Source organism: Roseomonas populi (assembly GCF_024594815.1).
Taxonomy (GTDB): domain Bacteria; phylum Pseudomonadota; class Alphaproteobacteria; order Acetobacterales; family Acetobacteraceae; genus Roseomonas; species Roseomonas populi.
In genome coordinates, this window is record NZ_JANJOU010000001.1 from 303455 (window position 1) to 318562 (window position 15108).

Annotated in this window: 10 protein-coding genes and 1 tRNA gene; 7 read left to right on the forward strand and 4 right to left on the reverse strand. The window is 70.1% G+C overall.

Annotated elements, in window-relative coordinates; translation table 11 throughout:
* Positions 1–16 precede the first annotated feature (16 nt).
* Together gltB and NRP21_RS01570 are read right to left on the reverse strand one after the other, a co-directional pair.
* Positions 17–4534: a glutamate synthase large subunit gene (gene gltB / locus NRP21_RS01565; RefSeq protein ID WP_257714405.1), complete on the reverse strand. Its 4518-nt coding sequence runs from the start codon at positions 4532–4534 to the stop codon at positions 17–19.
* 14 nt (positions 4535–4548) lie between these two features.
* Complete coding sequence (locus NRP21_RS01570; protein WP_257714406.1) at positions 4549–5985, reverse strand: NAD(P)-dependent oxidoreductase; 1437 nt, start codon at positions 5983–5985, stop codon at positions 4549–4551.
* A 330-nt stretch (positions 5986–6315) separates the two neighbouring features.
* Between NRP21_RS01570 and NRP21_RS01575 the strand changes: the two genes are divergently transcribed.
* From NRP21_RS01575 to hpf, 7 genes are all read left to right on the forward strand, one after another.
* A tRNA-Leu gene (locus NRP21_RS01575) sits at positions 6316–6402 on the forward strand.
* A gap of 58 nt (positions 6403–6460) precedes the next feature.
* Positions 6461–7114, forward strand: coding sequence for a ribonuclease D (locus tag NRP21_RS01580; RefSeq protein WP_257714407.1), 654 nt, complete (start codon positions 6461–6463; stop codon positions 7112–7114).
* Positions 7115–7230: 116 nt separating this feature from the next.
* Positions 7231–7998: an LPS export ABC transporter periplasmic protein LptC gene (lptC, locus tag NRP21_RS01585; protein WP_257714408.1), complete on the forward strand. Its 768-nt coding sequence runs from the start codon at positions 7231–7233 to the stop codon at positions 7996–7998.
* A 23-nt stretch (positions 7999–8021) separates the two neighbouring features.
* Positions 8022–9059 carry an LptA/OstA family protein gene (locus NRP21_RS01590; RefSeq protein ID WP_257714409.1) on the forward strand — a complete coding sequence of 346 codons (1038 nt, stop codon included), beginning with the start codon at positions 8022–8024 and terminating at the stop codon, positions 9057–9059.
* A gap of 11 nt (positions 9060–9070) precedes the next feature.
* Positions 9071–9826 (forward strand): LPS export ABC transporter ATP-binding protein, encoded by a 756-nt coding sequence (gene lptB, locus NRP21_RS01595; protein WP_257714685.1) that lies wholly within the window; start codon positions 9071–9073, stop codon positions 9824–9826.
* A 180-nt stretch (positions 9827–10006) separates the two neighbouring features.
* Positions 10007–11470, forward strand: a complete 1464-nt coding sequence (gene rpoN, locus NRP21_RS01600) for an RNA polymerase factor sigma-54 (RefSeq protein ID WP_257714410.1) — start codon at positions 10007–10009, stop codon at positions 11468–11470.
* A 72-nt stretch (positions 11471–11542) separates the two neighbouring features.
* Entirely contained in the window at positions 11543–12157 is a 615-nt protein-coding gene (gene hpf, locus NRP21_RS01605; protein ID WP_257714411.1) for a ribosome hibernation-promoting factor, HPF/YfiA family, read from the forward strand.
* Between the two features lie 64 nt (positions 12158–12221).
* Here the strand turns inward: hpf and NRP21_RS01610 are convergent, their stop codons facing one another.
* Both NRP21_RS01610 and NRP21_RS01615 read right to left on the reverse strand, forming a co-directional pair.
* The gene (locus tag NRP21_RS01610) at positions 12222–14105 is read right to left on the reverse strand and encodes a TRAP transporter permease (RefSeq protein ID WP_257714412.1); all 1884 of its coding nucleotides are present in this window, start codon (positions 14103–14105) and stop codon (positions 12222–12224) included.
* A gap of 10 nt (positions 14106–14115) precedes the next feature.
* Positions 14116–15102, reverse strand: a complete 987-nt coding sequence (locus NRP21_RS01615; protein WP_257714413.1) for a TAXI family TRAP transporter solute-binding subunit — start codon at positions 15100–15102, stop codon at positions 14116–14118.
* Between the last annotated feature and the right edge of the window lie 6 nt (positions 15103–15108).

Genomic DNA, 15108 nt, shown 5'->3' on the forward strand with positions numbered 1-15108 from the left:
CCGGCCCCGAACGGGGTCACTCGGCGGCGAGGAGCTGGTCGCTCATCGGCTGGGGCAGGAGCTTGGCGTAGTCCTTCGGCACGACATGCCAGAAGGCGTTCCGCTCCTCGTTCCAGTCGTTGAGGATGCGGGCGGCGAGGCGCGAGCCCGTTTCCTGCGCGTGGCGGGCGATGAGGTTCCGCAGCACCCCTTCCCAGTGAGAGGAGGCGAGGCGGGCCCAGAGGAGGGTGTCGGGGTTCAGCCGGTGCTCGAAGGTGCGGTCCGCGTCCCAGACGAAGGCGTGGCCGCCGGTGAAGCCGGCGCCGAAATTGTCGCCGACGGCGCCGAGGATGACGACCGTGCCGCCCGTCATGTACTCGCAGCCATTGGCGCCGATGCCCTCCACCACGCAGGTGGCACCGGAGTTGCGGACGGCGAAGCGCTCACCTCCCTGCCCTGCCGCGAAGAGCTCGCCCGCCGTCGCACCGTAGAGGACGGTGTTGCCGACGATGGTGTTCTCCTCCCAGACGAAGTTGGCGCTGGGGCCGGGGCGGACGGTGATGGTGGCGCCGGACAGGCCCTTGCCGACGTAGTCGTTGGCGTCGCCCAGCACCTCCAGCTTCAGGCCGCGGACGCCGAAGGCGCCGAGGGACTGGCCGGCGGAGCCGCGCAGGCGGACCGTGAGGTGGCCGGGCTGCAGGCCGGACATGCCGAACTGGCGCACGATCATCGCGCTGGTCTTGGTGCCGATGGCGCGGTGCGTGTTCTGCACGTTGTACTGCAGCTGCATCTTCTCGCCGCGCGAGAAGAGGGAGCTGGCGTCGCGGATCATGTCCGCGTCCAGCGTCTCCGGCACCTCGTTGCGGCCTTCCAGCGTGCAGTGGGCGGGGTGGCCGCCGGCATCGGCCTGGACCAGCAGCGGGTTCAGGTCGAGGTCGTCCAGGTCCTCCGCGCCGCGGGAGACCTGCTTCAGCAGGTCGGTGCGGCCGATGATGTCCTCCAGCTTGCGGAAGCCGAGGGAGGCGAGGATTTCCCGCACCTCCTCCGCCACGAAGGAGAAGAGGGAGATCACCTTCTCCGGGCTGCCCGTGAACTTGGCGCGGAGCGCCTCATCCTGCGTGCAGACGCCGACGGGGCAGGTGTTGGAGTGGCACTGGCGGACCATGATGCAGCCCATGGCGACAAGCGACGCCGTGCCGATGCCGAACTCCTCGGCACCGAGCATGGCGGCGATCACCACGTCCCGCCCCGTCTTCATGCCGCCATCCGTCCGCAGCTTCACGCGGTGGCGGAGGCGGTTGAGGAGGAGGACCTGGTGGGTCTCGGAGAGGCCCATCTCCCAGGGCAGGCCGGCATACTTGATGGAGGTGACGGGGGACGCGCCCGTGCCGCCGGAATGGCCGGAGATGAGGATGGCGTCGGCCTTCGCCTTCGCCACGCCCGCCGCGATCGTGCCGATGCCGCTGCGCGAGACGAGCTTCACGCAGACGGTGGCATCGGGGTTGATCTGCTTCAGGTCGTAGATGAGCTGGGCGAGATCCTCGATCGAGTAGATGTCGTGGTGCGGCGGCGGAGAGATGAGCGTCACGCCGGGGGTGGAGTGGCGCAGCTTGCCGATCAGCTCCGTGACCTTAAAGCCGGGAAGCTGGCCGCCCTCGCCGGGCTTGGCGCCCTGGGCGACCTTGATCTCGATCTCCCGGCAGTTGTTCAGGTACTCCGCCGTGACGCCGAAGCGGCCGGAGGCGATCTGCTTGATGGCGGAGTTGGCGTTGTCGCCGTTCGCGCGGGGCTTCGCGCGCTCGGGGTCCTCGCCGCCCTCGCCGCTGTCGGAGCGGGCGCCGATGCGGTTCATGGCGATGGAGAGGGTCTCGTGCGCCTCGGGCCCGAGGGCGCCGAGGGAGATTCCGGGCGCCAGCAGGCGCTTGCGGATCTCCGTAATGCTCTCGACCTCCTCCAGCGGGATGGGCTTGCTCGCCGTCTCGCGGAAGTCCAGCAGGTCGCGCAGCGCGACGGCGGGCTGCTGGCGCACGGCGTGGCTGTAGCGCTTGAAGGTCTCGTAGCTGTCCGTGTCCACCGCCTTCTGCAGCAGGTGGATCAGGCTGCCCTCGAAGGCGTGCGCCTCGCCACGGCGGCGGAGCTTGTAGAGGCCGCCGACGGGGAGGACGACGGTGCTCGGCTCCCACGCCGCCTTGTGCATGGCGAGCACGCGCTGCGCGATGCCGGTGAGGCCGATGCCGGAGATGCGGGACTGGGTGCCCGGGAAGAACTCCGCCACCAGGGCGCGGGAGAGGCCGATCGCCTCGAAGTTCATGCCGCCGCGATAGGAGGAGAGGACGCCGATGCCGATCTTCGACATCGTCTTCAGCAGGCCCTTGTCGATGGCCTTGCGGTACTTCTCCACGCACTCCGCCAGCGACTTGCCGGGGAAGAGGCCGCGGCGGTGGCGGTCCGCGATGCTCTCCTGCGCGAGGTAGGCGTTCACCGTGGTGGCGCCGGCGCCGATGAGGACGGCGAAGTAGTGCACGTCCATGCATTCCGCCGAGCGGATGTTGAGGCTGGTGAAGGTGCGGAGGGAGTGGCGCACGAGGTGGGTGTGGACGGCGCCGACCGCGAGGATCATCGGGATGGCGGCGCGGTCCGGGCCCTGCGCCTCGTCCGAGAGGATGACGTGGGCGTTGCCGGAGCGAACGGCTTCCTCGGATTCGCGGCGGATGCGCTCGATGGCGCGGCGCAGGCCGGCCTCGCCTTCGGAAACCGGGAAGGTGGCGTCAACCTCGGCGGCCGTGTCGCCCATGTAGGCGCGCATGGCCGCGAACTCGGCGTTGGACAGAACGGGGCTGTCCAGCATGAGCATGTCGCACTGGGTCGGGTCCTCGTCGAGGATGTTCCCGAGGTTGCCCAGGCGGGTCTTGATCGTCATCACCCGCGTCTCGCGGAGCGAGTCGATCGGCGGGTTGGTGACCTGCGCGAAGGCCTGGCGGAAGTAGTGGTGTAGGCCGCGGTACTGGCGGGAGAGGACGGCGATGGGCGTGTCGTCGCCCATGGAGCCGATGGCCTCGGCGCCCTCCTCCACCATCGGGTGCAGGATGGCTTCCAGGTCTTCCAGGGTGAAGCCCATGGAGAGCTGGCGGCGGCGCAGGGATTCTCCCTCGAGCGTCGCGACCTCGACCTTGTGGGACTTGACGATCTCGTCGATGCGCGTGGTGCGCGCGGTCCAGTCGCCCCAGGGCTTGCGGGCGGCGAGCATGTCCTTGAGCTGGCCGTCATCGTAGAACTGGGCGCTGTTCAGGTCCACGCCGATGCACTGGCCGGGCCCGAGGCGGCCGCGGGCGAGGATGCTGTCCTCGGGGAAGCGGACCATGCCGGTCTCGCTGCCGACCACGAGCATGCGGTTCGCGGTGATGGTGTAGCGCATCGGGCGCAGGCCGTTGCGGTCCAGGCCGGCCACGACCCAGCGGCCGTCGGTGGCGGCGATGGCGGCGGGGCCGTCCCAGGGCTCCATCACCGCGTTGCAGTACATGAAGAGGTCCTGGTGGGACTTCGGCATGGTGGCGTTGCTGCCGATGCTCTCGGGAATGAGCATGGCCTTGGCCATCGGCGCGTCGCGGCCGGCGCGCACCAGCAGCTCGAAGACGTTGTCGAGGCTGGCGGTGTCGGAGTTGCCGGCCTGGATGACGGGCTTCACGTCCTCCATGAAGGCGTCCAGCGAGGGATGGGAGAGCCGGGTCTCGTGGCTCTTCATCCAGTTCTGGTTGCCGTGCACCGTGTTGATCTCGCCGTTATGGGCGAGGGTGCGGAAGGGCTGGGCGAGGCGCCAGGTGGGGAAGGTGTTGGTGCTGTAGCGCTGGTGATAGATGGCGAAGCGGCTGACGAAGCGCGGGTCCAGCAGGTCCGGGTAGAAGACCGAGAGGCTCTCGGCCAGGAACATGCCCTTGTAGATGATGGAGCGGCAGGAGAGCGTGCAGAGGTAGAGATCGGGGATCTGGGCCGCGATGGACTGCTTCTCGATCCGCCGGCGGATGACGTAGAGGTCGCGCTCGAAGAGGTCCTCGTCCCGGTTCTCCGGGTCGTAGATGAGGATCTGCTCGATTTCCGGCCGGGTGGCGTTGGCCTTCTCACCGATGCAGGTGACATCGATCGGCACCTGGCGCCAGGAGTAGATGCCGTAGCCGGCGTTCAGCACCTCGGTCTCCACGATGGAGCGGCAGCGCTCCTGCGCGCCGAGGTCGGTCTTGGGCATGAAGACCATGCCGACGCCGATGCGGCCGGGGCGCAGGCGGTCGCCGCCGCGCTCCACGACTTCCGCGAAGAAGTCCTGCGGGATCTCCACGTGGATGCCGGCGCCGTCGCCGGTCTTGCCGTCGGCGTCCACGGCGCCGCGGTGCCAGACGGCCTTGAGGGCGTTGATGCCGGCTTCCACCACGTCGCGGCGGGCCTTGCCGTCCAGGGCAGCGACGAGGCCGACGCCGCAGGCGTCGTGCTCCGTGATGTCCACATGCGCCTGGTCGCGCAGCAGGGCGGCGTTGGCGTGGTGCAGGGAGACGTAGTCGCTCATTGTTTGTCCTCCGCTCACTCTGCGGCCTGGGCCACGCTGTCGCGGGCCTTCACGTATTCGGCGATGCGCTCGGCGGCGTCGCGGCCGTCGCGGATGGCCCAGACCACCAGGGAGGCGCCGCGGACGATGTCGCCGGCGGCGAAAACACCGGGGAGGCTGGTCTGCATGGTCTTGCGGTCCACCGTGAGGGTGCCCCAGCGGGAGACCTTCAGCGCGGGCTCGTCAAACATGGTGGGCAGGTCCTCGGGGTCGAAGCCCAGGGCCTTGATGACGAGGTCGGCGCCTTCCACGAAGCTGCTGTTCGGGATGGGCTCCACCTGCTGGCGGCCGGTGGCGTCGGGAAGGCCCAGGTGCATCTTCGTCACGCGGACGCCGGTGACCTTGTCCTCGCCCTCGAAGCCTTCCGGCGCGGTGAGCCAGGCGAAGCGGACGCCCTCCTCCTCGGCGTTGTGCACCTCGCGCATGGAACCGGGCATGTTGGCCTTGTCGCGGCGGTAGAGGCAGGTGACGGAGGCCGCACCCTGCCGGATGGAGGTGCGGAGGCAGTCCATGGCCGTGTCGCCGCCGCCGATCACGACCACGCGCTTGCCCTCGGCGTTCAGGGCGCCGCTGTCGAATTCCGGTACCGCATCGCCCAGGCCCTTGCGGTTGGACGCGGTGAGGAAGGTCATGGCGGGGATGACGCCCTCGAGGTGCGAGCCGGGCACCTCGATGTCGCGGGCCTTGTACACGCCAGTGGCGATGAGGACGGCGTCGTGCTTCTCGCGGAGCTCAGCGACGGTGACGTCGCGGCCGATCTCGCAGTTCAGGTGGAAGGTGATGCCGCCTTCCTCGAACTGCGCGGTGCGGCGGGTGATGACGTCCTTCTCCAGCTTGAAGTTGGGGATGCCGTAGATCATCAGGCCGCCGGCGCGGTCGTAGCGGTCGTAGACGTGGACCTGCCAGCCGATGGAGCGCAGGCGCTCCGCCGCGGCGAGGCCGGCGGGGCCGGCACCGATGATGCCGACCGAGTGTTCGAGCTCCCGCGGGGGCTTGGGCGGCTTCACCCAGCCCTTCTCCCAGGCGGTGTCGTTGATGTAGCGCTCCACCGCGCCGATCGTGACGGCGTCGAAGCCCTTCTCGATGACGCAGTTGCCCTCGCAGAGACGGTCCTGCGGGCAGACGCGGCCGCAGATCTCGGGGAAGGTGTTGGTGGCAGAGTTGACCTCGTAGGCCTCCTCCAGCCGGCCTTCCGCCGTGAGCTTCAGCCAGTCCGGGATGTTCTGCTGGAGCGGGCAGTGGACGGAGCAGAAGGGCACGCCACACTGGGAGCAGCGGCTGGCCTGCTCCGAGGCGCGCTCCGGATCGAAGCGGGCGTAGATCTCGTCGAAGTCCTCGCGGCGCACGGTGGCGGCGCGCTTCTCCGGCGTCTGCTGGGAGAGGCGGACGAATTGCAGCATGCGCTCGGCCATGGCGCGATCCTTGCTAATCTGGAACGTGTCCAGTGGTGCCGGTTGGGCCCGGGAGCCCATTCGGCGGCGTTTTGCCATGGTGAATTGTGCGGTGCGAGGCGAAAATGCGACATAGGTAAGTTTTGCTGACGCATTTCTGGCCACCTATGTGGAGTGTTGGATGAGAACCGCTCGCAACCCGGTCAATTATGTCCGATTCGGACCTAGCGGCCAGTGCGGCCGCTTTCCAGGCTCCATGACGAAAAGGTGTCGGGGGTGCCTTGACGGGTCCCTCGCCTCCCCATAGAAGCCCGCCACGCCGCTGCGATGACAGAGGCGCCCGACCTCCTTGCCCAGGTGGCGGAATTGGTAGACGCGCAGGTTTCAGGTACCTGTGACCGCAAGGTTGTGAAGGTTCGAGTCCTTTCCTGGGCACCACTCTCCCGCCGGTTGCGGGAGGGACATTCGGCAGAGCGGCCCCCAAGGGTTTGATGTGATGGGGGAGATGCTCTTCATGCCGAACGCGACCATTCATCTTCACAAGCATGATCTTCCCGACGGGCTTTCGCTCGGCCCCGTCGTGGCCGTGGACACCGAGACGATGGGGCTGGACCCGCGCCGGGACCGGCTCTGCCTCGTTCAGCTCTCGTCGGGTGATGGCTCTGCGCATTGCGTGCAGATCGTGCCGCCCTCCCTCGGCGGGCGGGGGGCGGACTGCCCGAACCTCAAGATGCTGCTGGCGGATCCCGCCACCGTAAAGCTGTTCCACTTCGCGCGCTTCGACGTGGCGATGCTGCGCCACGCCCTGGGGGTGGAGTGCGCGCCGGTGCGCTGCACGAAGATCGCCTCCAGGCTCGTCCGCACCTACACGGACCGGCACGGGCTGAAGGACCTGTGCCGGGAGCTGCTGGGGGTGGACATCTCCAAGGGGCAGCAGAGCAGCGACTGGGGAGCGGCCGACCTCTCCCCGGAGCAGCTGGCCTACGCGGCCTCCGACGTGCTGCACCTGCACGCCCTCTGGTCCCGGCTGGAGGGGATGCTGCGGCGGGAAGGCCGGCTGGAACTGGCGGAGGCCTGCTTCCGCTTCCTGCCGGTGCGCGGGGCTCTGGACCTGCTGGGCTACACGGAGCCCGACATCTTCGCGCACTGAGGACGCCCGGCGGCATCGCAGGATTCAAACATAGCGATTCCCATTGGCACGATTCTTGATAGTTGGGACCGATCATCCGCGTTGACCGGCCCGCCGGGCGGCCTCATACAAGAGGCGTGACCCTTCGCGCCACCCTGCCTGCCGAAGCCCCTCGTGAGGGCGCCCCGGGCCTCCTCGGCGCCCGGGCGGATGAGGCCGCCCCCGTTCAGGGGGGCGCGCCAGCCGAGGGGATTCCCCCGATTCAGGAGCCGGACGACCGGCCCATCCCCTCCCGCGCCCGGCGGCAGTACACGCGCGGCGCCATGCTGCGCCGCCGCTGGCTGGTGCGGCTTCTGAAGTTCCTGCTGCCGGCCGGCGCGCTGGCCCTGCTGGCCGCGATCGTGCTGTGGCCGGAGTTCGAGCGCACGGGGGAGAATGCACGGCTCTCCTTCCGCCGCATGAGCCGCGCCGCCCCGGAATCCGTGCGGGTGGTGGACCCGCGCTACCAGGGCGTGGACGAGCAGGGGCGGCCCTTCAACGTGACGGCCTTCACCGCGTCCCAGCAGGGCAGCAGCAACGTGGTGGACCTGGAGGCGCCGCGGGGCGACCTGATGCTCTCGGGCGGGGGCTGGATGCTGGTGGAGAGCAGGACGGGCGTCTTCGACCGGGATGCGAACATCCTGGACATGAAGGGCGACGTGACGATCTGGCAGGATGACGGGACGTTGATCGAGACGCAGGAGGCAAGGGTGGACGTGAAGGGCGGCAACGCCGAAGGCGACCGCCCGATCGCGGCGCAGGGCACTTTCGGCACGGTGACGGGCGAGGGCTTCCGGCTGCGGGATCGCGGCGCGGTGGTGATCTTCACCGGGCGGGCCCGCGCGGTGCTGGAGGGCGGCCAGTGAGGGTCCCCGGCAGGATTTCGGCCGTGCGGCGCCTGGCCGTTGCGGCGATGGTAGCGGCGCCCTTCGCCGCGTTCCCCCTGGCCGGGGCCGTGGCGCAGCCGCTGAACCTTTCCGGCGGCGGGCCGGTGGAGGTGACGGCGACCGACGGGATCGAGTGGCGCCAGAACGAGCAGGTGGTGGTGGCGCGCGGCAACGCGAAGGCGGTGCGCGACGGCGTGACGGTGGATGCGGCGCGGCTGATCGCCCGCTACCGCCCGCGCGGCGGGGCGGCAGCCCAGGCGGCGCAGCAGCAGGAAGGCGGCGACAGCCCGCTCTCGGGCGGCGAGATCTGGCGGTTGGAGGCGGAGGGCGATGTCCGCATCAGCACCGATACAGACAAGGCCCAGGGCGACCGGGCCGTGTACGACATGGACCAGGCGGTGATGGTGCTGACCGGGCGCGACCTGCGCCTGGCCACGCCGAACGACACGATCACCGCGCGGGACAGCCTGGAATACTGGTCCCAGCGGCGCATGGCGGTGGCGCGCGGGGCGGCGAAGGTGGTGACGAGCGACAACCGCCAGATCACGGCGGACACGCTGGTGGCCTATTTCCTGGAGAACGCGCCGGCGGTGCAGCCCGCGGCGGCGCGGAGCCCGGCTCCGGGCCCGGCGGTGCGCGTGCCCGGCGGGGCTCCGGCCGCGGCGCCCGGCGCCGCGCGGCGCGTGCCGGGCGAGGGATCGAAGCTCGACCGGGTAGAGGTGTTCGGGAACGTCGAGATCCGCACCGAGACCGAGGTCGTGCGGGGTGACCGGGCCGTCTACAGCCCGGTGACGGGGATGGCGCGGGTGCTGGGCAATGTGCGGATCACGCGCGGGCAGAACCAGCTGCAGGGGCAGGAGGCGATCGTGAATCTGCGCACGGGGATCTCGCGCCTCGTCTCCGCGCCCGGGCAGCGGGTGCAGGGGCTGGTTCTGCCCTCCTCCGGGCAGGAGAACGCCCCGGCGGGCGGCGGGCAGCCGAGTGGCGCGGCGCGGCCGGCCCAACCCTCCCAAGTGCCCAGCCAGGGGCGCACACGGTGAGCGGGGCGGCGATGGCGCAGGAGGCGCTGCGGCCTCCCTCCACCGAGGCGGGGCTCGTCGCCCGGGGGCTGGGCAAGCGCTACAAGAAGCGGCCGGTGGTGCGGGGCGTCTCCCTCTCGCTCAAGCGCGGGGAGGCGGTGGGGCTGCTGGGGCCGAACGGCGCGGGCAAGACGACCACCTTCTACATGATGACCGGGCTGGTGAGGCCGGATGAGGGCCGCGTGTTCCTGGACGGGCACGACGTGACGATGCTGCCCATGTACCGCCGCGCGCGGCTTGGGCTGGGGTATCTTCCGCAGGAAGCCTCGATCTTCCGGGGACTTTCCGTGGAGGACAACATCCGCGCGGCGCTGGAGGTGGTGGAGCCGGAGCGCGAGCAGCGGGAGACGATGCTGGATTCCCTGCTGGCGGAATTCGGCATCGCGCATCTGCGGCGGGCACCGGCGCTGGCGCTCTCGGGCGGCGAGAGGCGGCGCTGCGAGATCGCGCGCGCGCTGGCGACGCACCCCGCCTACATCCTGCTGGACGAGCCGCTGGCGGGCATCGACCCCATCGCGGTGGGCGAGATCCGCGACCTGGTGAAGCACCTGAAGAATCGCGGGATCGGCGTGCTGATCACCGAGCACAACGTGCGGGAGACGCTGGCGATCATCGACCGCGCCTACATCCTGCATGACGGGCAGGTGCTGATGGAGGGCTCCCCGGAGGAGATCGTGGCGAACGAGGCGGTTCGCCGGGTCTATCTCGGCGAAAAGTTCAGCCTGTGACCGCGGGGGGCGGCTTCTTCCCCGACGGGGCGGCCCCCCTGCCCTGCCCCGCGTGGCCCGATGCGGCGCCGTTCCCGCGCGCGGAGCGCGCGTGCAAGTTCCAAGCTTCCGATGACCGGAGGGCCGAAAGGCCCGAAGGTCTGAATCGGATGCGCCCGCGCGCGGAGCGCGCGCACTAAGATGGTCTCGCTCGCGCCTCGGCTGGATTTCCGCCAGACGCAGCAGCTGGTGATGACGCCGCAGCTGCGGCAGGCGATCAAGCTGCTGCAGTCCAGCAACCTCGAGGTCTCGGCCTTCGTGGAGGAGGAGCTGGAGCGCAACCCGATGCTGGAGCGCGAGGAGGGCAGCGCCCCCGCGGAGCCGGTGCAGGTGGAGCGCGATTCCTTCGAGGCGGCTTCCGCCACCACCATGGCGGAGGACGGCGCGGGGCCGCTGGAGGCGGACTGGTCCTCCTCCTACGAGAGCGGGGACGCGCTCTACCCCTCCTCCCGCGGGGCGCGGGCGGATAGCTGGGACGAGGACGGGCGCAGCCTGGAAGAAATCGCCGGCGAGCGGCCGCGATCCTTGCGGGAGCTGCTGGCGGAGCAGGCGCGGCTGGCCTTCGGCGACCCGAAGGAGCGGCTGATCGCCGGGCAGCTCATCGCGCTGCTGGACGGGGCGGGACGCCTGGCGGTGCCGGACTCCGCGATCGCGGAGGCGCTGGGCTGCGAGGTGGGGCTGGTTTCCGGCGTGCGGGCGCGGATGCAGCGCTTCGAGCCGACCGGGCTGTTCTGCGCGGACCTGCGGGAGTGCCTGGCCGTGCAGCTCGCGGAGCTGAACCGGCTGGACCCGGCGATGCAGGCGCTGCTGGACAACCTGGACCTGCTCGCGCGGCGCGACATGGCGGGGCTGCTGCGCGTCTGCGGCGTGGATGCCGAAGATCTCTCGGGCATGGTGGCCGAGATCCGGCGGCTGAACCCCAAGCCCGGCGCCTCCACGGATGGGGAGCAGGCGCCGCTAGTGGTGCCGGACGTGCTGATGCGCCGGCTGCCCGACGGCACCTGGCTGCTGGAGCTGAACCCGGAGACGCTGCCGCGCGTGCTGGTGAACCGGGGCTTCCACGCCACCTGCCAGACGGGCGCGCGGACGAAGGAGGAGAAGGCCTTCGTCGCGGAGAAGCTGCAGGCGGCCAACTGGCTGGTGCGCAGCCTGGAGCAGCGAGCGAACACCATCCTGCGCGTGGCGGCCGAGATCGTGCGGCGACAGGAAGGCTTCTTCCGCCACGGCGTGGGCCACCTGCGGCCGCTGATCCTGCGGGACGTGGCGGACGAGCTGGGGATGCACGAGAGCACTGTCTCCCGCGTCACCGCGAACAAGTACATCGCGACGCCGCGCGGCACGCTGGAGCTGAAGTACTTCTTCACCACGGCAATCGCGGGCACGCGCGGCGGCGAGAGCTTCTCCGCCGAGGCGATCCGGCACCGCATCCGGGACATGGTGGATGCGGAGACGGCTGCCGACATTCTCTCCGACGACGCCATCGTGGAGCGGCTGCGGGCGGAGGGCGTGGACATCGCCCGGCGCACGGTGGCCAAGTACCGTGATGCGCTGAAAATCCCCTCCTCCGTGCAACGCAAAAGGGAAAAATCGGCACCCGTTCTCTGATTTGTTCCCTTTAAACCGGCCTGAGTCCGTCTCAGGTCAACTTGGTTACAAGGGCAAGAAGGGAGTCACTCCATGCACATCACGGTCGCCGGCAAGGGCGTTGAGACCGGTGAGGCGCTGAAGGCCCATGTGACGGACGGGCTGACGCAGGTCACCCGCAAGTATTTCGACCATGCCATCGATGCCCACGTGACCTTCCGCAAGGACCGCGCCTTCTTCGCCTGCGACATCAACCTGCGGGCCGGGCGCGGCCTGAACATGCGCGCCGAGGGAGAGGGAACGGATGCCCACCGGGCCTTCAACGATGCCGCCGAGCACATCGGCAAACGCCTGCGCCGCTACCGGCGGCGGGTGAACGAGCACGCCCGAAGCTTGGCGGAGGAGCGTGACGTGACGCCGGAGCCGGCGCGCGACGTGGTGCTGCGCCCGGAGGAGGAAGACGAGACCGAGGCGCCCGAGGCCGCCGCGCCGGACGGCGTGGTGTCAGCGGACGGCTACACGGACGGCGCGGTGGTGGCCGAGCGGCTGACGGAGATCAGCCGCCTGACGGTTCGGGAGGCGGTGATGCGCCTCGATCTTTCCCAGGAGCCGGTGCTGATGTTTCGCAACCGGGAGAACGGCGTGCTGAACGTCGTTTACCGGCGCGCCGACGGGCATGTCGGGTGGATCGACCCGCGGGCGGCCTGACGCGGGTTTCCCTTGCTGAAACCGCTGCGGAGGGGAGGAAGCCTCCCTTCCGCAGCGCTGACCTTCAGGCCACTCCCCGCGCCGGGGCAGGAGCGCGGCCCATTGCCCAGGCGAGGCCCATCGCCGCCACCGCCAGTGCCAGCCGCACAGGGTCCGGAAAGACCGGCACGAAGGCCGCGACGAGGCCGGCCGTGCCGAGGATGATGCGCGGCACCGGCCCGATGGGTGAAACGAGGTAGCCCGCATAGGCCGCGGTGATGGCGACGAGTGCCGCGACCTGGATGGCGGTGGCGAGGAGGATCTCGTAGAGGCCGCCGCGCATCATGATCCCCGGGTCGTAGATGAAGGCGAAGCCGACGGTGAACCCGGCGATGCCGAGGCGCGTGGCGTGCAGGGCGGTGATCGTTGGCTTCGAGCCGGCGATGGAGGCGGCGGCGAAGGCCGCGGCCGCCACGGGCGGTGAGACGTCCGCCAGCACCGCGAAGTAGAACAGGAAGAGGTGCGCTGGCAGCACCTCCACGCCCATGGCGATGAGCTGCGGCACGCCAATGGCGGCGGCGATGATGTAGCTCGGCGTGGTGGGCAGGCCCATGCCGAGGACCAGCACCGTCAGCGCCAGCAGGACGAGGAGCAGGGGCAGCGAGCCGCCCGCCAGATCCTTGATGATGCCGCCGAAGGCCACGACCATACCGGTGGCGGTGAGCGCGGAGACGACGATGCCGGCGCCCGCGATGGCGACCGCGAGCGGCGCCATGGTGAGGCCGGCATTCACCAGGCTGTCGAAGATGGCGCGCGGCGTCATCCGCGTGCGGGCGCGCAGCATGGAGACGGCGACCATGGCGACCGTGGCGCAGAAAGCGGCGAAGTTGCCGGACCAGCGCTCCATCATCAGATAGACGAGCAGCGCTATGGGAAGAACCAGGTGGGTGTCGGCCAGCACCTCGCGCCAGGGTGGGATCTCGGCCTTCGGCATGGGGGCCATGCCCGCGCGCTTCGCCTCGAAATGCACGGCGGCGAGGATGGCGAAGTAGTAGAGCACGGCGCCGATCGCGGCGGCGACCACGATCTCGCCGTAGGGGATGTTGGTGATCTCCGCCATCACGAAGGCGGCCGCGCCCATGACGGGCGGCATGATGGCGCCGCCGACGGAGGCCGCGCTCTCGATCCCGCCGGCGACGGCAGGGCGGTAGCCGATGCGCTTCATCAGCGGGATCGTCATCGCGCCCGTGGTGATGACGTTGGAGACGGAGGAGCCGCTCATCGTGCCGAAGAGGCCGGAGGTGACCACGGCCACCTTCGCCGGGCCGCCCGTGAAGCGGCCAGCGGCGGCCGCGCCGAGATTGCTGAACAGGCGCCCCGTGCCGCTGCCCCCCATGAAGGCGCCGAAGATGATGAATACGGCGATGGTGGTGGCGACGATGCCCGTCAGCGGGCCGTAGACGCCGCCGGCGGTGGGAACGAGCCAGGAGGCCTCCAGGATCTCCTCCACCGAGAAGGGACGGGTGTTCAGCACGCCGGGCATGAGATGGCCGAAGCCCATGTAGGCGATGCTGATGATCACCATCCAGGCGAGGCCGGGCTCTACCGCGCGCCGCGTGGCTTCCAGCAGCGTGACGATGCAGAGGACCGCCATGCCGGACATGACGGGCGTCCATTCGTCCACGTACTCCATGCGGTCGGAGACGGCGGCGGCGTTGGCCCAGACCCAGACATGCGGCGCGGCGGCGGCGGCGAACCAGAGCCAGTCCGCGACCGTCGGGCGGTCCGCCGGGCTATTCTTTCCGGCGGGCCAGAGGAGGAAGATCGGCGGCACGAAGGCCAGCAGGTGGAAGGCCCGCATGGCGATCGGCTCCGGGAAGCCGACGCCGCCGAAATACAGGTGAACCGCCGCCGCGAGGGCAAGCCAGGCCGAGAGGATCGGGCCCAGCGGACCCTTCAGCGCGCGCAATTCAGAATCCTCAGCCCGGGGGCATCGCGCCGGCTTCGCGGTAGGCGCGGGCGGCGCCGGGGTGCAGCGGGGCACCGGCGTACTTCCAGGCCTCCTTCGGGTCGTAGGCGGCCATGGAGGCGTGGATCTGCGTCAGCCGCGCGCCCTTGGCGGCGATCAGCGCCTTGGTCAGCTTGTAGGCCACGTCGTCCGGCACCGTCTCGTGCACCACGATCACGCTGTCCATCGTCGTCACCGGGACGTCGGCCGTCTGGAGCGTGGGATAGGCGGCGGCGGGAATGATGCCCTGGTTGTAGGCGTAGGTGTCGATCAGGTGCTTCCGCACGTCCTCGGGGAAGGCCACCAGCTTGGAGGTGCGGCGGCCCTGGCCGAGTTCCGTCAGGATGGCGGCGGGCTTGGCGAGGGCGAAGTACACGCAGTCCACCTGCCCGTCGCCGAAGGCGGCCGCGACATCGTTGTAGGAGCCGTTCAGGTAGGTGCCGCCATTGGCGCGGATCTGCTCGGGCGAGGTGCCGTAGAACTTCAGGATGCGCTGCAGCGTCATCTCATCGGTCGAGGAGCGCTGCGGGCATCCGATGCGGAGGCCGCGCTGCGTGAGGAGCGCGCGCATGTCGTCGCTGCCCTTGTCCGCGGCGCGGACGAGGTTGTGCTCGGTCGGGGAGTAGCCGGTGCCGAGGGTGCGGATCTTGTCGTGCTTCTGGCGGTACGGCTCCTCTCCGCGCACGGCGGCGGCGGTGAAGGCGTCGATGCCCCAGCCCATCTGGGACTGGCCGTTGTTGATGCGGGTGGGGTTGGCCAGGCCGCCGCCGGGGACGACGCGGATCTGCAGGTCGGCCTCGTCCTTCGCGAGCGCGGCGATGCCGGCGCCCATGGTGTACCAGCCGCCACCGAGCGAGCCCGCCACGAACTCGAAGGTCTGCTGGGCGGAGGCGGCGCGGATGAACGGCATCGCCAGGGCGCCGCCGAGCAGGAGGCGGCGGGGAAGGATCGGGAGCATCGGGAG